The sequence below is a fragment of the Leptothoe sp. EHU-05/26/07-4 genome, from assembly GCF_043421015.1.
GTDB lineage: Bacteria > Cyanobacteriota > Cyanobacteriia > Phormidesmidales > Phormidesmidaceae > Leptothoe > Leptothoe turfae.
On sequence record NZ_JAXSQV010000002.1, the window covers coordinates 197,280 to 215,373 of the forward strand.

Sequence of the window (18,094 nt, forward strand, 5' to 3'; positions counted from 1 at the left end):
CTGCCTACCACCTAATGACCACGACAGAAATACAATTCGCGTTTGATGTGGGAATTTGGAGCTGGCAATTCTACCAGTTCCTATTCCAAGAGACTGGTAATGATACATGGCGTAGAGCGGCTGAGGCAACCCGCCATTCAGTTATTCAATCAGCCGTCGTAGAGAATCTTTCCTTTTACTATCAGACATCCGACGATCCTACTAATCTCTACACCTACCCAGGCACCCAATCAATCCTGATCCAGAATGACAATGGATATTCTGAATCTCGCCAGATCGGGGGTGACAAAGACGGGTGGCTACGACTCGATATGAATACGGCTCCACCCATGCAGTTTGACGGAGAGGGGAAACCCATAGGACCATTTCCTTCAGTAGAGGTTCAAAACTTTGCGATCGTGACGGGAGTGGATAGTGCTACGACAATCCAAGCTGAAACGGCTCATAATCAAGGCGGAATCGTTGAGGTAGGCCTGAGCATCGATGACGACCCGTTCTCATTCGATCAGATCTACAAGCAGTTTTGGCAACTTAGCCCAGCGGGTGCTGCCACAACGCGCACCTTCAACCCGAGAGAATTGATCCGATGGTCGGGTGATTATCTCACCTGGTTTTACCAAATTGCTGAAGACCCAATTTACACGTATCAAGGTGGAGATGGAACCGCGACAGCTGGGCAAGCCTTTGAGACTTTTGCCTTTAATGGGGTTTCAGCATCCTGGCTAGTTGGCACGTTATCTCTTAATGGCGATGGTGGTTTTGCCGGTGGCGGACTCGTTTTCGATGGACTAGGAGCTTTTGTGAATTCTCCACCCCGCTTATGGTTAAGGCATTCTGGAGCAGAGATCCACTTTAAGGTTATTGATGGGGATGGTGACGACTTCTACTTTGATATCGCGGATACAGGTGGAACGTGGGTAAGTATCCAGCCAACCTGGGACCAGATGTACCAGATCGGAGGTGATGATAAGAACCCCAACCGAACAGATTCCCTCCAATCTATTGAATTCGTAGCCAAAGGAGTTGATGGAGCTTCGACCACCTATATTTGGTTTGCGTCGCCTGGTGCGCCACCTGAGCAATTAGACGTTCCAATCTTTACGTATAAGGCTGTAATCACCTCTCGCCAACGATCAGCACACACCTTATGGGTTGGCAATTTTCGACCAATCGGGAACACTCTGGACGAGCTTCAATACAACCCCGGAGTAGTGCCGTTTACAGTGAATCTACTAAATGGCGTAATTAGTGATTGGCGCGGGATTCCCTACGCAGGTTATCAATCGCCCCTGATGTGGCAACTTTGGGGCTACCCAAACCGGCAACGCCAAGTTGAAGATTTTCTTTTGGCAGCTCAAGCGGCTTATGCAAATAAAAATCCGAGTAATTTGTTTGGATCGTTTGCACCTGTATTCTCCTGGAGCTATTGGGATAACGGGGATTTCCTTGCCAACGGTTTAAATGATTTCGGCTGGAATGGGCCAGACCCAAACACCGCTTGGGCACCTTATGCATTTCGAGTACTTGAGGCCAGTGCACATGCATGGAAAAATGATCGGCTCAATACTCGGTTGAAACAGATCGTGATGCAATTTCTTAGATTTCTAGATGACGATTATCTAGAGAGAAATAGCAAATCACCCATTACAGATTTTCCTGAAAATGTTCGGGGGCAAGCAAATTACGCTGAACCTCATGCAGCATCCTTGATCGGGAGAACCGCACTGTACGCGAATTTGGCTGGTGGCGATCCAGTGGTCACGTTTAGGGTGTTGAAGATTTGTTTTGACTACGTGCGAGGTCAATATGTGGGAAGTGGGAATATGCTAGGAAGCTTTTCAGCTGGGCAGCCTACCTACGTTGAGAGTGGCACTACGTACCGAGAATATTTTGTATTCTGGCACGGCGAGATTATTGAGTTCTTGGCCCTGTTGAAAAAGTACAAGCAAGATCTGACGTACCCAGGTCCAAGTACATTTTTGCTTTAACTGAAAATTTCTGAGATACTTGTCAGTTCCTCGTTTACATAAACAAAAGTTTTAGTAAGTGTAATTTCTGCCTGTTCATTAATGGTGTCGATGAAAAATAAATCACCGTCATTGGAATACGTAAATGTCTTAGTAAACAGCTTGACAAGCTTAGTTTCATCGGCCCAAACATCAATTCGAGTGATATCTCCATCTGTATACGTAAATTCCTTATGGGTAGATGGATGTGACACAGCCACTCCAAGAGCTGTTTGATACTCGGTAGAAAGCGATTCACTAGACGAAGTGATAACCTCAATGGTAGTTCCGCCTACATCTTCTACTGATACCTCAACACTGGGTTGAGACTCAATCAACACGTCAACAATAGGCTGAGTTTCCACTTCAACGGAGATTTCTTGAATCTCTTCAATAGAAATATCTACTACTGGCGCAATCTCTACCCGTACACCAACGAGAGCCTGGTCAACCACTTCTACCATAGTGCTCATCCAGAAGTCACCTCCGATGTGACAGCCACCAGTCCGTTCAACCTGCGAATCACCACTGGAGGATCAGCCGCATCATAAGTCTCTAAATCCCAGACATAGGGGGCTAACCCTGTGTTAAATAATTTCCGCTCTTCGTTCGATAACGTCAACTTTGTAGCCCAATTTTTTATTTGAGCAAAGCTCAACGGAGAAATGTTGTCAGGGATATCGGTAGTTGATGGGAGTTCAATGGTCATCGCCCCATTAGCAGCATCCGTAATAGTAGCTGTGAGATCTACTAACGTCGTGCTCTCTGTATACGAAGATCGTATTTTTGCACGCACATCAAGACCCACAAGACTAATGGGGGTATTCGTCTCTTTGTCCTTTAAGCGGAACGTAACAGGTCCAAAAGTCGTTCCTTTATCGATGCATAAATTATAAATTCCTGCTGTACTCATCCTTATAGTCCCGCTGCTGAATAATTCTTGGCTGCTTTAGCATCAGCTGCAACAGACTCTAGGGCTGTTTGAATGGTAGCTAGAGCTGTATTGACGCCTCCTAAGTCAGGAATGGTAGTAAGAGGTCCACTCGATTCCATTTCTGCCAGCGTAGGCAGATTAGCAATAGCCGCTAATATTGCAGTCTGATTAGCAATCGTTGCACTGCCTCCGCCTGATCCACTAGGAGCATTTGCTAATGAAGCGATAGAAAACACTCCAATAGATTCAAGAGTAGCTGCCAAATTAGATAATTGAGACGCCTGCTGTGTTGTTAAAGCCCCACCTGTAGGGATAGTGATAATCTCGACCTGGAGCGGTTGATAGTCAATATCAACAATCGACGACAAGCCAGACCGATCGAACAAATCTCGACCCTCTAAAGCGTCAACGGTGCTGATTAATGTCCCTCGAATCAGAAGACTGTGCGCAACATCATATGGAACTAGCTTCACTCCTGAGGCTAGGTTGGTGAATCTTGGTGTAAACTTGTTAGCCCCAATCTGCTCGTTACCGAATGCGGATACCATTGGCAAGAACAAACGTTCACCATTCAAATTCAAGTGCCTACGCTCACGATGTTCGGTGTAAATATCGATAGGCTCAATTTCCACACCGATCGACTCAACCGATAAGTAAATTCGCTTGTTTGTATAATCTTCGGTGGCGATCAACGACATCTACAGGTTTGTTTCAGCCTCCGATAATGCCTGAGCTGTCACGACAGCCTGCCGAGTAATTGTAATGGTGGCACTGGCAGCTTGAGCACCTCCATCCCCCTCAGCCAGAAATATGACTGATTTGTCTATACCTGCTGTCAATCCGGCTTGAGCGTTCGCATCATAATCAAATGAGAACGAAATCCGGTAGCTACCTGCACTTCCAACAGCATCAGAGGATGTCCCAACAACTGGGTTATCGTCAGCATCATTCACGATCACTGCATTAGTCGTATCAAAATCCTGTGCACCTGCTCCATCGACAAACATGCATTGATACCAACCGTTTGAATCGTTCACCCATGCATCAGAGACTGCAACGTCTATCTGAACATTAAATGGATAGGTTTTCGGATTCCCAGCGTCATCAGTAAAAACAATTGACTGTTGGTCAGCGGTTGGGACATCCTCGATAAATAATCCTTGTCGGGTGACCAAACGGCCTTGGTCATCAATCGTATAAAGGGGAGCAACTCTCTTAGGTAAGAATCCATTTGAATTCTCATCTATATCTATGTCCAATCGCATCCACGCATCCATGCGAGCACGAATTTGAGCCAAAGATGCGGCGGCTGAATTGCTAATAATATCTGTGAATTGGCCATCAGTTTGGGCAAACCCTGTTTCAGTTCGTGCAGAGGCTAATCTCGTGAAAAGCACACCCGTAAATGGGGATACCGCAGACCCTCCATAAACATCAGTTTCTGTGAAAACATTGGTAGGGCTAATTGCTTCACCTACACCAAAACCAGCAGAAAACCCTTGTAATCGTGAAATGCCTGAACCTGAACTGGTTACTTCTCCTTGGGTAAACCCAAATGTTCGAACTTTAGTCACTAAAATTCGACTCGTCGTGAAATCAAAATCCCCTGCATCTGTATCCCCATTAACAGTGCTACCAAACACCTGAAACGCTTCATCTAGAGGACCTACCCTTGAGGCATCAATCGGAGTTGCGGCAAGTAGATCTGATTCACTCGTGCTAGCCGCAATTTGGACATAAGGTTGACTCGTACTCTCAATACTGTTGAGTGACCGAACCCCAAAATAGATCCGATCAATACTTCCGTTAGCTGCAAATTCTCGCCAGCCAGACCCTCGAATTTTAGTGCGGTCATCACTTGTTGAAGTATTACCATCCGCTGCCAACTTAATCCCGTTTTCGAACACCCATGCACCCGCATCCTGGAATGCACCGTCAACACCTGGCAGGAACTTTCGCAAGGATGTATTTTGCCTGCGGCTACGACGCTCAAAAGCATACAGGGCTTGTAGCGTAATCCCAAGGGAATTTGTTAGCGGGTTCGCTTCAGGTCCTGAACCCAGATCAACACTGGCTAACTCTTCTACGGTAATAATCTCAATAAGATCATTGGCCGTATCAAAATAAATATTTCCATCAGGAGTTCCACTTCTCCCCTGGGTGGATTCGACCAGTAGGGTTGCCTGATTCGCTGCTGTAATCAACTGGGGAGTGGCCATGGTCTAAAGATTATCCTCCAAAGCTAGGTTGCTAGACAAATCAAGCGTCTGAGATTGGGCTGGTATGGTGAACAACAAGTTCAGTTCCTTGTAAACTGCACTGTCTCCCGTATTCGGGACAAACTGTAACCTCACCTCATTACCCCCATCTCCGGTGTAAACAATATCTGTTCCTAGTGTTGGGTCGGTCACTTGCAAGGCAGTTCCCAGGTCTTGAGGGTCTGAGTTCTCGTCATCCCAGATTGTGAATATCCCGCCGGACGGGATGTTTTGAAATGTGATTGTCGGTTGGTCTGCAACAATATTGAGCAACCCTGCAACAATATCGAAGTCAGCCAATACTATTCCGCTGCTCCCTGCATTGAAATTTAAAGTTTTACCCGCTGCATCAAGCCTAAATTTATTAATTGATGGATTGTTGGTAAAAACTAGACCATTGCCCTCAAACGTTGCACCATCAGCAAACTCAGTCCCCTCGAAAGTAATCGCATAATCTGAACCAGGGCTGTCAAACACAGACCCTGATAGATTTGCTGCTCCATTCCATGTATAGGTGTGCTGAGCCGTTGAACCGTTGAAATTGAGCGCTAAATTTCGACCGCCCTGCACAACACCGAAAGCCTGAGAAATCCGCCCCTGATAATCGCCTTGTCCAAGATCGATAACACCTAGGCTTCTAACAAAAAAGTTTGTGTAGACATTTGAAACAGGGGAAATATCCTGAAACGCATCCGCAGCAGATAGACCAATAACTTGGAGGGCACTAAAACTCTCAGATGATGAGGTGTTTATTATGCGGTTTGTGCTTGCGATCGCAACGGTTGGCTCAACAGTTCCACTACTCACATCTGTAGGATCTGGAGTTTTGAGAACAGCTGAATCGAAACGTGTAACCTGAGCACTAACCCCATCACCAATGGAGCAACTAACCGGTAGAGCTTGATAATCACTAAATCCCTGCTGGGACGTCACCTCAATACTTTCACTATGGTACCCACCCTCACTAGTGGGTAAAGCTAGGAAATCTCCAAATGTTTCAGCTGTAATAGGGGTTAAGGCGTCTCCACCAATAGCAACCAAGCCCGGATTTTTAGGAATCCAAATCGGTTCATCGGTGAAGAATACATTGCGATCACTCTGGTTTCCATTCCACTGATACCGGAATCGACGCACGTCTGTAGGGTCGAATATACCCGCAGAACGATAAAAATCTGTAGAACTCGGATCTAGAAAATACTGCACTCGTCTGTTAGTAAGACCGCCTGGACAACGCCAAACCTGCCAGTTTTCATCAGGAGTCACACCAGACGAAAACCCAATCGAGAAATCACGACCGGTTCCCCAGTTCTGCTCAACCAGGCACTCAACAATAGCCGAACTTAAATCTAATGGCCCACCTTCAACCGGGATCTCAACCCAACTAAAGGGGGATTCTGAACCTGTATTGGTATCTGCCCGTAACCGCTCTCCATCAACGGAAAGAATCGGCGCAACTGGCACATTAGTAGCGATCACTGATGAGGCAAAATTCGCCTTTGTTAATAATGGGAAGTGGCCACTGAGTGGGGGGGGGGGTGCCATTGAGAAATCCTCGACCATTGCCTACAGTATAGTAGTTTAAGTTTACTGAATGGACTACTATACTGTAGTGGCCTGTCCTTGGTATCTGACCCCCTATTCCTTCCGTCTTCCCTCCCGCCTTCCTCCATGTCAGCCGTTGCCCACCTCCAGGAACTCACCCAGGACACATTCATCGACCTCTTTGCAGTCTCAGGCTACAACCCGGACTCCCCATTTGATTCCTTCCGCTTCACAAACCATGTGGGGATTCAGTTCGGTCGGCAAGGCTATCAGCCAATCCCCTGTCAGATCGACTCCATCGAATTCACGAGTGATGGAACTCAACCGGAACCCACACTAAGCGTAGGAGACCCCGAGGGCATCATCACGGACCTCATCCTCCTCTACAACAATATGGAAGGAGCCTCGGTAAGGATTACAAGGACGCAGAAACGCTATCTCGACGGGCAGCCTGAAGCCGATCCAACTGCGATCATTGCTCAGGCCGATTTCCTGATTGCTCGTAGGGAGCAACATATCCCTCGGGAAGTGGTTGTGTTTTTGTTGGCAAATCCGATCGACATTGATGGGGCCAAAACTCCGGGGAGGATTTGTCTAAGGAATTGTGTTTGGAAGTATAGGGATGCTGACACCTGTGGGTACAACGGGAGCGCAAGGTTCACGTTGGGGAATAAGCGGACTCTAGTGGAGAGTGAGGATAAGTGTGCGAAGAGTATTGAGGCTTGTCGGTTAAGATTTGGGGCGAATGGAGTGTTGAGACATAGCGGGTTTCCGGGGCTGCAGCGACGGTGATGAATGGGGGACGGCACAGACAGCACTTCACTTTCCCAATGGCACGACAGGCCAGCCAGTATTCCGATGGATGGGAAAGGATGGCGTAAGCTCTTGCTGGCTAGAGAGAACAGTTAGGGATTTATTGGATCCTCTCCCGCACATCGTAGTACGGGACCCTAGCTGCCGCAGCAAACATGCGATCGCTATCTCTCCCATTCGCATAGTCCGCTTGCCCGGAAAGGTCCCCTGTGTAGCTGAGAATCTCGTAGCCATGGCGCTCAGCAAGACGAGCCATGCCAGCCCCAGGCTTTCTATAATTATCTTCATCACGCACCAGGCCCCAGTCAAGCCGAGTGCACCAGTAGCAAGATTGCCCGTCATCAGGGCAGAAGTATGCGGCTGCAATAGGGAGCAACCGCATGAGAAAACGCATCTCATTGATCACCGCTGTGGGGCTCTTGTACCCCCACTGGATGCCGCCCTGATTGCTGATGATTATTATCGGCTCGTCCTGGGGGAGACTTAGGGCCAACTGAGAGAGTTGCTGGTTGTAGGGCATCTTGATGTGCCGCGGATGGTTGGCCGCCCAATCGGTATGCGAGCCTATGATCGTGCCGTCGCGATCATAGGCGTGGGCTTTCTTTCTTTTGGAAATCATTATTCGCTCCAAAAACAAGCCTCTGGAAGACCACCATTTATCCAAAACAGGGCCAGCAGGTCTCCGTTATTATCGTGATAATCTAATTCCATCAGCTCTACGCTAATGGCTTTTCTATCTTCAGTATGGACCAATGCTGAAGGCCCGCTTTTCACAAACTCCTCAGGAGTGGATCGTGAGTAACAACACAGCCATGGCCTGGCTATTTGAATGGGTGGAAGATAGTAGCAAAGAAGAGAGGGAAGGATATTTTAAGGACTTTTATTCGGCATATCGAGAGTGGTGTAGGGATAAAAAGCATAAAACTCCATTGAAGGCGATTGGTTTCTCGAAATACATCGTCGCAGCAGGAACTGAGAAGGTAAAACGGAACCGAGATAAAGGATGGTGGATGAGACTACCTGAAGCGGAGAAGATCGATTGGAGGGCGATCGGTTAAGAAAGCTCAGCTGGTGCATCTGACCCTTTCAAGCAAACCATTACTCGATTACTAAGGAGCCGCAATGAATACTCGCCAGTCAAAGCAAATCAGTCGGAAAGACAGATTGGATGTCCACATGGGCGACCACATGTCTGCATGGTTTGGGGACATGGTTATGGAGCTGGGCTACACCCACGGAGAAGACCGACCTGCGTACCGAAAATTCTTCAAGGCATGGTATGAGGGAAAATACCAGCTGGTGGAGTCTGGCCAGGTCCTAGTCAGTGCCGAACCGCCAGATTCTTTGGAAAAAGTAGAGTCAGCAAACGCTGAAGAAGAGGACGATGAGGTCGTCCCATCGTCCTCAAAAGGTCCATCAAATGAAGAGGCTGAGCACTCCGTTGCAAGATGGCTGGAGGTAAAAAAACAGGATATCCCTAGAGAAGCTTGTCAAAAGGAGTACCACCAGCTGTACCAAGATTGGATGTACATGGATGCTGACGCTGCTTATCTCACCAAACGCTCCGTGTTTAGCAAAGCGTTTGAAAAGGTAGCCCCTGTTGACAGGGTGAGCAAATATCCAGGGGAAGGATGGCTTTTGCGGTTCCGACCAAAGCTATAACAGCTCACTGGATAAACGAGAAGCTCTTAAATCTCAATAAAAAGACGCGGGGACGGATTGAGTCCCCGCGTCTTTTTATTGAGATTTACCGGGTAAATGATGATAAGGAGGCTGGCACAGCAGTATAAAGGTTCACGGGTTACCGGGTAAATTTTCACAGAACCTCTCAAATAACTACTGTGCCTGAGCTTTATAACTTACCGGGTAAAACAAAAACTGTTCACAATTTTACCGGGTATCTCTTTTACCCGGTAAAATTTACCCGGTAAATAGCCGATACCCGGTAAATTAAATTTCAGATTAAGCCCTTAGCAACTAAATGCAAATATAGGATTTACCGGGTGATTTTCAGATTACCCGGTAAATCCTATATTTTTCAGAGCCATTCTTAGGAGCTGTGAACAGACTTTGAAATCACCCGGTAAATCTGAAAACTTACCGGGTGATTTCAAAGTCTTTTGCAGCGGGACTTTGAACTACACACAAGCACATTTAAGTATTTTACCGGGTAAATGTTACCCGGTAAAATGTTACCCGGTAAAATTGTTCACAGGATTTTTGCTGATCAAAAATCCTTATATATCAAGGCTTTTAAGCTTTCTTATATACTCTGTGTTCCTTTTTTCAAAAATCGCCGACTAATTTATAGAAAAAAGGAAGAGGAAAAGGAAGAAAGAGGCCCAAAAAAGTAGTGAAAAAATAGAGACAACCCCTCGTTTTTTCATTCTTGCACTAAATAATAAAAGCGTCCTTAACTAAGGAACTGGCACACTCCTCTCTCACTGCCATCACCTATCCCCACTTCACTCACTCCCTTTATTCCTCTACCTCTCACCACCCCACCTCTCCCTTCCCAAGGACCCTTCTATAGCTCGCCTCTCATCCTTGGGCTTGCGCTTATTATTTCCCCACCAACCCAGGAGGGGAAAGGGGAGGGGCGACGGACGGGCATAGGGCGAACAGGAATCAAGAATCTCCCCCTTCCCCTCCCTTTCTCACTCACCTCCTTACTTTCCCCTCCTGTTCACCACCACACTCCTAGCCCCTCCCCCCTTCCCCCTGAGGTCTCAGGACCTGTAAGGCAAAAAGTGTAGACAAACGCGACTAGAATGTGTAAGCTTGGAATACGAAAAAGATTACATAGCCTGTACAGGGCGATCTCACCATCTGCAGAAGTGCCGTCCCCCTCTACAGCTTTAGCCCTTAACCCAACCCACTTCATCCCATGCCTAACCTTCGTCGTGACCTACTACCACGAGATTGGCAGCACTCTGCATCAGATCTCATCTTTTCCATTGCTCAGCGCTCAATCCCTCCTCATATCCAGGGGAGAGCTCGTACAAGCGCAGCGACGCGCAGAAACAACCAACTTGCCAAGCTTATCCAGAGTGAGTTCTATGGGAACGCCCAAATTACCTCCGCTGTTTCCACTGATATTTGGATTCAAGCCTGCCGCTTAGCAGACGCACACCATCCAGAAGATGCTGATTATTGAGCCACTGATTTCACGCACTTTCCCATCCCGTTACTCACCTTCTCCTCGGCTCTTTGCCCGATCTTGCGCGCTGTAATCAGAAATAGTAAGTTAAGATTACTATTGAGATTACAAGGTAGATGTTGGCCGTTGCTACTGTTCCATCGCTCCCATTAGTGACGACCGCGCACTACGCATTCCATCCATCCTTCACCCCCTTACCCATCCTCATGCTTCAAATCACCAGAAACGCTACGTTCGGACAACTCTATGTTTTGGATTTAAAAAATGAGATTGAGGTTCGTGTTACACGGAGAAATGGGTCAGCATTTCTCCGCAAGATCCAAGCTACTCCCTTGGAGGTGCTTGGATCTTCACCAGGGCTACCCCGTTCGAGTAGATGCAGATTTTGCGATCGCTCAAGACTACGAAGGTTAAGCGGGCTGGAATCCATTCTCATTTGTACCCCTCCCCCTCATCTCATGTTTTCGTCTATCACAACCCCATTTATTCCGACTTGCCTCACATCAACCCAGCGTCTGTATCTTGCTGATCGCGCTGAAGGTTTGACTCAACGTCAGATCGCCACCAAGCATTGGATATCGGACGAGAGCCTTGTAAGTCAGGTTTGTCATCGGGCCTGCAATAGAGTAGGGGCTGCATCTGTTCCGCAGCTTTTGTATTGGATGGGGCAAGATATCCCCTCATCTCTGCCACCCATTGTTGTAGGTCCTCGCAGAGGTTTGGTTTTGGCACTCCTTTCTAAAGGGTTGTTACCTAAGCAGGTCGCTAAACGATTGGGCATTTCTGAAGTGTGCACCCATTTCCATCTGAGAGCTGTGCGAGAGCAGACCAGTTCTCAGAATATGTACCAGATGATGTATGTCATTGGTCAGCGCGGTGTTCAGATCGGGGAGTTACTACGAGCTGAAGAAGTTCTAACTCTGAGGGCTTCTGAAATCTCAGAAGCGGAGAAGGAGCTTTTGGAGCAGTTGGCTTTATCTCGTAAGGCAATGACCTGGTCTGATGGGCGGTCAGATACAGCTCGGCTCATTAGGCAACTATGTGACTCCCAAGGGTTTGAGCCAGAATTTGCGCATACAGCACATAATGAGCGAGTTGATTTTTGTCGTCAACGGTATGGCGAGTTGTTCATGTCGGTTTAGGACTTTGCAAGACACAGATTCTTTTTTCGCCCACCCCTCTCACCCCCTTCCCTCGCCATGAGACCTCCCGAATCCTTCGACGACTCGTCATTTCCTTCTCAATCTCCCGAGCCAGAAATCACTTTGGAACAGGAATTTCAGCTCAAACTTCTCGAAAAGCAAGTCAAACTCCTACCCCCTGCACAAGCTCAAAAGTCTATCCTCGAATCGCTCCGCCAAATGATGGTTAAGGATAATGCGATCCTATGTTTAATGGAGCATGTAAAGTCGCAACATGAACTTTCTCAAGAGTTGGCCCAGCAGCTTTTATCCGTAAGTGCGATTAATCAGCAGCTGGGCTTCATTATTCAGATGATGAGTGGAGAAGGGGACCAGAAGGCTAAAGAATCTCAGGATTAAAGTCCTCCATGAAGGTCCCTGTCAGCCGCCACACTCCCTTCGCCACGGCTCCATCACTCACAAACACCAGCCATTCCCAGTCCCAATCCAAACAGGTGTAATTTCCGCCCTCATATCGAAAAGGCTTCCCTTTCCTGTCCCGCAAAAAGTCCTCCACGGCATCTCGGTTCTTCAGCACACCTTGAAAACTCCAGCTTCTGCGCGCATTATTGATGATCTGCGAGCGGCTCCGATGGACCACCCCGCCTCGACCCATCTCAATCCTTGTAAACTGGGGAGTCTGGTTGATCGGATTGCTGTAGTAGATCTCAAGAGGGATGATAGGGTAGGGCATAAGCGATGAGGATAGTGTAGACTTAGACTACTGATGAGTTTACTAAGGGGCTTCCTCAATAGTACGATCGCGACGCTCATCTTCCTGTATTTACGTCCATCCCTGTTCCCTCATCCTTAATCGCTTATCACACATGAAGCAAAATTTTACTCATTAATTGATTTTTATTGCATAACGTTACATTGCCTTCGTGTGATTGTTACACTGAGAACTTTTGCTGATGCCTACTAAGAGAGTCACTCCTGGGTACCGTCGTAATGAGATAGATGAAAGGGCTGAAGCAGTTTTTTTGCATCGTAGATCTGGGGGCCAGATTAACCGGGCATTGGCCAGTAAGCTTGCGGAGCAGGGCTACACAGACGCAAGCGGTTTCCCTTTAAGCACTCAGACGCTGCGAGATGATTACGCTCGGTATGTAGAGTGCCAGCAACTGTTCCATCGGGATACTCATCAGTCCTTTGGCACGCTCCAGATTATGCGATTGGAGCGTAACATGCAGATTTTGGATAAGTATCTGGAGATTTTTGATGTTGATTTGAACCCTGATATCGGGGAGAACGGGGTTCCTCTTGTTTCACCTGGCCAGATTTTCCAGGTTACTGCGCTGGCTAAGGAGATTCGCCAGAGTATTGATTCCATTTCCAAGCTTACTGGCTCCAACGCTCCGACCGAAGTGATTGTGACCCAACGGTTGGAATCTGAAGTCCAAAACATTCTGGCCATTCTTCGTCAGGGCCTTTCAGATGAGATCTTCCAGGAAGTGGCTCAGTGTTTGGCTAAGGGCGTAGGGTTGGCGCGGGAACGGGCTCAAGTGGTCGGGGAGGAGATGACTGTGCCAGGGTATCAGTTGGTTGAAGGGAGCGGGGGACCTGAGGAGGAAGAGGAGTAATGCTAACCAAACGCCAACTCATAGAAAAACTGATAGCTCTACCCGTTCCTGACGATACACCAGTCGTCACGGAAGGCTTTGATGAGACAAACTACACGTCCATTTCTGACCCCTCTCTCCGCTCCAATCTCCTAGGTTCCCAATCCACCGGCCTGGCTGCGGCTATCCTTGGTGCAGCCGCAGAACTCTCCACATCCGATCGGGCCAAGCGTGAGGCGTTCCTTAAGGAAAAGTGGACCCAGGGGGGCAAACCTTTTGTTGAAAGGGTTAGGAAGTACGGTAAGACCGAGGAGGGTGACCCGATTGAGTGGACCCCCTGGTTTGAAGAATTGTTAGAGGCAGAGGGGGACGCGAGATTGTCCGATCTGTCGGTTCAGGCTTGCTCACAATTAGGAAAGACATTTTCGTTTATCCTCCTCGCTTGCGACATCCAAACCACAGGCCGACTCGTTTTCGGCATGGTGTATGACAAGAAGGAAGCTCGCACCAAATTCGCTGCTACCCAGTTTCGTCCCATCATGGACCACTGGCTCGACTCCATGAAAGCCGCCGATGGCATCGACTTTGATCGTTCCAAAGATACTGTTAACGCCTCTCGTAAGATGCTTGGAGGGGTGAACTCAATTTTCTCATTCGCTTCCACGGCAGACCAATCACAACGTGAAGGTAAGTCTGCGGTATCCAGTGAACTTGCTGGTTGGTCGGGCGATTGGCTCCTGGAGGAAGAACGTTCCCAATGGCCTCTTGGTGCCGTGGATGTGGCCTATCGTCGCTTAGACAACTCTGCGATCGCAACCAAACCCGTTCGCTCATGGGGAACCCCTGGTGCTGGGCTCGGTGTGGAGAAAGAAGTGAGGGCCGCCGACTACCACTTCTACCCCCATGGCCAGTGCGAGGAATGTGGCGAGTTCTACCCTGTAGATGCCTTCGGCTCCCTGCTCAAGCCATTCGAGCGCGAGAACCAATACGGTCAAAAGGTCACTGCCTACGTTTCTGAGAGTAATCGCCCGGTCGAGTGGTTCCATCACGACCCCGAAGATCCGATCGGCTCGGCTTATTTCGCTTGTCCCCATTGTGAGGTCGAGCTGACAGAACGCTCTCGAACTCAGGCTCGTTTCAAAGATCTCCACTCGGGCATTTGGCTTCGGGACTTTCTCGATCAGCTTCCTAAGGAAATACCCTCTAAACGCTATCGAGTTGCACTCCACTATGGCCCCCTCCTTCGTGCTAGCAAGATTAACTTGGCTGCAGACCTTATCAGAAATGGTCTGGAGATGGCTAATGCCGCAGACTGGGTTCAGCAGGGTCTAGGCCACTCCACGGAACCAGGTGCCACAGCATTGACCCTTGCCATTCTGGAACGTGCGATCGCAGCGCCTCCTGCCTCTCGTTTCCCAGAAGTCCGTTTGGCAGGAATCGATCAGGGTAGATCGGGCTATCATACGCTCATCAAAGATGTTTCTCTACCATTAGGTTGGGAGAGCATGCCGGTGGCCCAGGTGATGGAGAAAGCGGTCAGAACGGTTCTTTTTTCTGGAGAGGTCTCAAAGCATCATCTTCAAGGCAAACTCAGAGAGTTCCAAGTCCAATACGGAGGCATCGATAATGAGCCCGATCGCACCTTTGCGGGAGACATCCAACGAGCCACCACCCTGGCCATGATGGATCAACGCACTGGTCTGGGAGATGCCTACAAAAAATCATTCGTCGAGGACAGCGGCAAAATCCCCTGTATCCTCATCAGGAATGAAAAATTTCTCCGGCATGTGATGAACAATTTTTTTCTGGTGGCTGATGATGGGCACCCACTCACTCGTTTACCCGACGACTGGACTCGCTGGATTTCATCGCCGACCGAGCGCTCACCTCTTCGTCATTACATGGGGGTGAAATGTGATCCGGATAGCGGGAAATGGGAAAAGGCCGATCAGAATGCGAACGGTCTCTACTATGCAGATATGTTTTCCGAGGCGGCTCTGTATGTTTGGCTGAGCCAAGGGGGTGAGGGTGGAGATAGCGAAGGAGGTGGAAGCGGCGGTTATGTTCCTGGCGGGTTGGTTAGCGTGATGGGGAGGGGTGGAGGTGGGTCAGCCGGGTTAGGAGGTTATCAGCCTAGAGGTGGAGCGGTTGGAGGGAGATCTAGCAGGAGACGGGGAGTGCGATCGCAAGGTAGACGTTTTGGTCGCAAGGGTTAGTACCCCTCTTCATCAAGTAATTCGTCAATAAAGTTTTTCTGGAGCTTTGTTAGGTGGCAGCGCTCTTTTCCAAAATGTTCTAAGCACAATTCGTTTTCTCGAATGACCATTTTACGGCTGTCTAGCGCGAATTCCTAGTACCCAGGTCGCTCAATATTGAACCCTAATCTGGTTGCATTTAGCTTGTACTGGTCTTCTTCGTTTAGCATTTTATTTATTCTCCACTTAAGCAGTTCGGTCGCAGGGGCTGAGCTAGCTCATCGAGTTCTCCAATCATTCGTACCACCAGTCTTTTAGAGACTGGTCAAATAGCACTCCCGGTTCTTCAATCATTTTGATGTTCTCATAGTAGTAGAGAGAATTTACTACTACTATACGGGGTTTTTCCTGCCATTCAAATTCTTCATAGGCGATATAAATGTCGTCTGGAAGCATCTCGCTACCTGTGCACTGCCACACATGATTAGATTTTTCTGCTATGTACATACATCCTAATGTCTGTAAAAAATTTTCTAGTTCTTTATCACCTCCGTTGCCAGGATTAAAATTTCCTATGAAGATGTAGTCGCGAGTATTGCTCATTATTGAGGGGAAAGAAGAAAAATTTTTCTGGTGGACGCTATTTTTTCTTGGACTCTTTTCTGCCAGCATCACTGTATAGTCTCTGTCTGGTCGTACCCGACACTACGAGTTAAACCTTTACCTAGAAGTTTCTCTAATTGACCATTCGTCAGCCTCCCTTGTGGCCTACCATCACCATCAAGCAGGATGTTGTTCTGGATCTTTCCGCCTGCTTTAATTACTTTGAGAGCTTCTCTCTGAGTAGTCATGATTTTGGACTCCTTTTGTCTTGCTAGTTGTTCTTGGATTGCGCTAACTGTTTCATGATCTTGTCGGCCTCATGTGCTGCTGTCACAGCGTCCAAGCCATCCTGGTTCATTAAGCGCAGGATTAATCGTCGTTTGATATTGGTCTTTGATAAAGGTTTGGCCATAGATTTTTCTAGTTCTAGCTCGCTTCGAACTCCTCTTCTATTAGGTCGTCTTCAGCTTTCGTAATTTTCCTGTTCAGCTCGAACAGTCGATCCTCGTAGAGTCCTTGATACTCAGGTCTCAACTCACATTTGTTCAATTGCTGTACAGCGAATTCCAGCACTTCCCGATCCGGTGCAGCAACATTAGGATTCAAATAATCATCTATCAGATTGTAGATCTCTTGAGCTTTCATCTCGTAGAGGTCTAACTCAGTAAAGTTCAAATAGACGCAGTATTTCAGGTCTGCGGCCTGAGTGGGGTCAAGCAGCCGACGACAAATTTTTCTGGGTAGCTCCTTTGTGCCGTAATCACGCAGGAAATCCGCGATTTCTCTTTCCAGAGAGTACTCAGCACGAGGGGATTTACCCGCGTTGTCACTCCAAAGGGTCAGTACTCTGTCCCAGTCGGAGGGGGTGTAATAGGTTCGGAGTGCCAGAGTTGTGAAATAGATAGTTTCTTTGATGGTGAGCGAGTGGGTAGTTTCGAAGGTAATCATGATGATGGGGATGATGATGATGATGATGAGGGAGGATGGTTAAAGGAAGAGGTAGAGGAAGGAGAAGCGGAGGCAGGTAATGTTTTTTCTGGAAAACACCTATCCCTGGTCTGAGACAACAGAAAACTCGGAAAATCTCTGTGGTAACCGTTTTTTGTTCGTCTTACATGAGCAGCTTTGGCCTGATCAAGGGCTTTTTCTATGTCGTCACCGTGGAGGATTGCTGATATCAGGAACATGGAGAGGTGAGAGAAGGGCTAGGGGGATGGAGGTTTGAACGCGTGTTGAACGGAGGTGGGGCACCCTAAACTGTAATTTTATGCGTAATCTAAGCTTACAGCAGCAAGTAAAATTTTTTCTGGGGCTGGGGCAGCTACGGCTGAGCCTGCTATCTCGCCATCAATCTACCAATGGGCTCAGATGTTCCTTAAACTCCTCTAGCGCCTGCTCGGGGTCGTTCGCTTCACTATGAAAGTTATATTTTCCAGAAACCCTGTTGTAGGGACCATGAGGCCATCTCACCAGATCCACACTCTCAAACCTGCAAAAGATTTCCATCCTGCCATCCCTAGCACTCATCGGATTTATCAGGATGCAAAGGTCTGAGCCCTTAGTGGTAGGAATTCTGGAGTAGTAGTAATCAGCTTCTTTTTGCCAGCTGAGCCGAATATCGACAGGGGAAAGGTTGTTCTCAATGTGTGCGATCGCAAGCTTGTGGAAGTAGTCTGTGTCGTCGGGGTGGATGAGTGAGGTTTTTGGTCGATGTCCAGGAGTAGAGGCGGAAGGAGCCGGGGAAACGCGTTTAGTAGGGGTCAAGGGGATTACGTTTTGCATGGTCAGGATGATGAGGGTAGGGATAGTGAATTAAAGGGTCAGGATGGAGTTTTTTTTT

The 18,094-nt window shown here is 48.0% G+C and carries 22 protein-coding genes; 10 read left to right on the forward strand and 12 right to left on the reverse strand.

The window, feature by feature from the left end:
* Positions 1-14: 14 nt before the first annotated feature.
* Positions 15-1,988, forward strand: coding sequence for a hypothetical protein (locus U2F10_RS02775; RefSeq protein WP_499870586.1), 1,974 nt, complete (start codon positions 15-17; stop codon positions 1,986-1,988).
* Here the strand turns inward: U2F10_RS02775 and U2F10_RS02780 are convergent.
* From U2F10_RS02780 to U2F10_RS02800, 5 genes are read right to left on the reverse strand one after another with little or no spacing between them, the layout of a single operon-like run.
* The gene (locus U2F10_RS02780) at positions 1,985-2,470 is read right to left on the reverse strand and encodes a hypothetical protein (RefSeq protein WP_499870588.1); all 486 of its coding nucleotides are present in this window, start codon (positions 2,468-2,470) and stop codon (positions 1,985-1,987) included. The two genes, U2F10_RS02775 and U2F10_RS02780, sit on opposite strands and share 4 nt — an antisense overlap.
* Positions 2,471-2,475: 5 nt before the next feature.
* Positions 2,476-2,919 (reverse strand): hypothetical protein, encoded by a 444-nt coding sequence (locus U2F10_RS02785; RefSeq protein ID WP_499870589.1) that lies wholly within the window; start codon positions 2,917-2,919, stop codon positions 2,476-2,478.
* A 2-nt stretch (positions 2,920-2,921) separates the two neighbouring features.
* Positions 2,922-3,638 (reverse strand): hypothetical protein, encoded by a 717-nt coding sequence (locus tag U2F10_RS02790; protein ID WP_499870590.1) that lies wholly within the window; start codon positions 3,636-3,638, stop codon positions 2,922-2,924.
* Positions 3,639-5,159 (reverse strand): hypothetical protein, encoded by a 1,521-nt coding sequence (locus U2F10_RS02795; protein WP_499870592.1) that lies wholly within the window; start codon positions 5,157-5,159, stop codon positions 3,639-3,641.
* Positions 5,160-5,162: 3 nt separating this feature from the next.
* Positions 5,163-6,740: a hypothetical protein gene (locus U2F10_RS02800; RefSeq protein ID WP_499870593.1), complete on the reverse strand. Its 1,578-nt coding sequence runs from the start codon at positions 6,738-6,740 to the stop codon at positions 5,163-5,165.
* 126 nt (positions 6,741-6,866) lie between these two features.
* Here U2F10_RS02800 and U2F10_RS02805 point away from each other — a divergent pair, with 126 nt between their 5' ends.
* On the forward strand, positions 6,867-7,532 hold the full coding sequence (locus tag U2F10_RS02805) for a phage minor tail protein L (protein ID WP_499870594.1): 666 nt from the start codon (positions 6,867-6,869) through the stop codon (positions 7,530-7,532).
* Between the two features lie 121 nt (positions 7,533-7,653).
* Here the strand turns inward: U2F10_RS02805 and U2F10_RS02810 are convergent, their stop codons facing one another.
* Together U2F10_RS02810 and U2F10_RS02815 are read right to left on the reverse strand one after the other, a co-directional pair.
* On the reverse strand, positions 7,654-8,172 hold the full coding sequence (locus U2F10_RS02810) for a hypothetical protein (RefSeq protein WP_499870596.1): 519 nt from the start codon (positions 8,170-8,172) through the stop codon (positions 7,654-7,656).
* A complete protein-coding gene (locus U2F10_RS02815; protein ID WP_499870598.1) occupies positions 8,172-8,327 on the reverse strand; it encodes a hypothetical protein in 156 nt (51 codons plus the stop codon). The genes U2F10_RS02810 and U2F10_RS02815 overlap by 1 nt, the downstream gene beginning before the upstream one ends.
* A gap of 20 nt (positions 8,328-8,347) precedes the next feature.
* Between U2F10_RS02815 and U2F10_RS02820 the strand changes: the two genes are divergently transcribed.
* The 5 genes from U2F10_RS02820 to U2F10_RS02840 all read left to right on the forward strand — a co-directional run bounded on the left by U2F10_RS02820 (position 8,348) and on the right by U2F10_RS02840 (position 12,254).
* On the forward strand, positions 8,348-8,611 hold the full coding sequence (locus U2F10_RS02820) for a hypothetical protein (protein ID WP_499870600.1): 264 nt from the start codon (positions 8,348-8,350) through the stop codon (positions 8,609-8,611).
* 64 nt (positions 8,612-8,675) lie between these two features.
* On the forward strand, positions 8,676-9,215 hold the full coding sequence (locus U2F10_RS02825) for a hypothetical protein (RefSeq protein ID WP_499870601.1): 540 nt from the start codon (positions 8,676-8,678) through the stop codon (positions 9,213-9,215).
* A gap of 1,225 nt (positions 9,216-10,440) precedes the next feature.
* The gene (locus U2F10_RS02830; RefSeq protein ID WP_499870602.1) at positions 10,441-10,710 is read left to right on the forward strand and encodes a hypothetical protein; all 270 of its coding nucleotides are present in this window, start codon (positions 10,441-10,443) and stop codon (positions 10,708-10,710) included.
* A gap of 461 nt (positions 10,711-11,171) precedes the next feature.
* Positions 11,172-11,855 (forward strand): hypothetical protein, encoded by a 684-nt coding sequence (locus U2F10_RS02835; RefSeq protein WP_499870603.1) that lies wholly within the window; start codon positions 11,172-11,174, stop codon positions 11,853-11,855.
* 57 nt (positions 11,856-11,912) lie between these two features.
* Positions 11,913-12,254, forward strand: coding sequence for an NblA/ycf18 family protein (locus U2F10_RS02840; protein WP_499870605.1), 342 nt, complete (start codon positions 11,913-11,915; stop codon positions 12,252-12,254).
* Here the strand turns inward: U2F10_RS02840 and U2F10_RS02845 are convergent.
* A complete protein-coding gene (locus U2F10_RS02845) occupies positions 12,235-12,588 on the reverse strand; it encodes an immunoglobulin domain-containing protein (protein WP_499870606.1) in 354 nt (117 codons plus the stop codon). The genes U2F10_RS02840 and U2F10_RS02845 overlap by 20 nt on opposite strands.
* Before the next feature lie 220 nt (positions 12,589-12,808).
* On the opposite strand from U2F10_RS02845, the gene U2F10_RS02850 reads away from it, so the two are divergent.
* Together U2F10_RS02850 and U2F10_RS02855 are read left to right on the forward strand one after the other, a co-directional pair.
* Positions 12,809-13,477: a hypothetical protein gene (locus U2F10_RS02850; protein WP_499870608.1), complete on the forward strand. Its 669-nt coding sequence runs from the start codon at positions 12,809-12,811 to the stop codon at positions 13,475-13,477.
* Complete coding sequence (locus U2F10_RS02855; RefSeq protein WP_499870609.1) at positions 13,477-15,672, forward strand: phage terminase large subunit family protein; 2,196 nt, start codon at positions 13,477-13,479, stop codon at positions 15,670-15,672. The genes U2F10_RS02850 and U2F10_RS02855 overlap by 1 nt, the downstream gene beginning before the upstream one ends.
* 273 nt (positions 15,673-15,945) lie before the next feature.
* On the opposite strand, the gene U2F10_RS02860 is transcribed toward U2F10_RS02855, so the two are convergent.
* The 3 genes from U2F10_RS02860 to U2F10_RS02870 all read right to left on the reverse strand — a co-directional run bounded on the left by U2F10_RS02860 (position 15,946) and on the right by U2F10_RS02870 (position 17,202).
* Entirely contained in the window at positions 15,946-16,323 is a 378-nt protein-coding gene (locus tag U2F10_RS02860; RefSeq protein WP_499870611.1) for a hypothetical protein, read from the reverse strand.
* Entirely contained in the window at positions 16,323-16,502 is a 180-nt protein-coding gene (locus U2F10_RS02865) for a hypothetical protein (protein WP_499870612.1), read from the reverse strand. Before U2F10_RS02865 ends, U2F10_RS02860 begins: the two co-directional genes overlap by 1 nt.
* A 178-nt stretch (positions 16,503-16,680) precedes the next feature.
* A complete protein-coding gene (locus U2F10_RS02870) occupies positions 16,681-17,202 on the reverse strand; it encodes a hypothetical protein (RefSeq protein ID WP_499870614.1) in 522 nt (173 codons plus the stop codon).
* On the opposite strand from U2F10_RS02870, the gene U2F10_RS02875 reads away from it, so the two are divergent.
* Positions 17,179-17,316, forward strand: a complete 138-nt coding sequence (locus U2F10_RS02875) for a hypothetical protein (RefSeq protein WP_499870615.1) — start codon at positions 17,179-17,181, stop codon at positions 17,314-17,316. The two genes, U2F10_RS02870 and U2F10_RS02875, sit on opposite strands and share 24 nt — an antisense overlap.
* 285 nt (positions 17,317-17,601) lie before the next feature.
* Here the strand turns inward: U2F10_RS02875 and U2F10_RS02880 are convergent, their stop codons facing one another.
* Positions 17,602-18,018 (reverse strand): hypothetical protein, encoded by a 417-nt coding sequence (locus U2F10_RS02880; RefSeq protein ID WP_499870617.1) that lies wholly within the window; start codon positions 18,016-18,018, stop codon positions 17,602-17,604.
* Positions 18,019-18,094 lie beyond the last annotated feature (76 nt).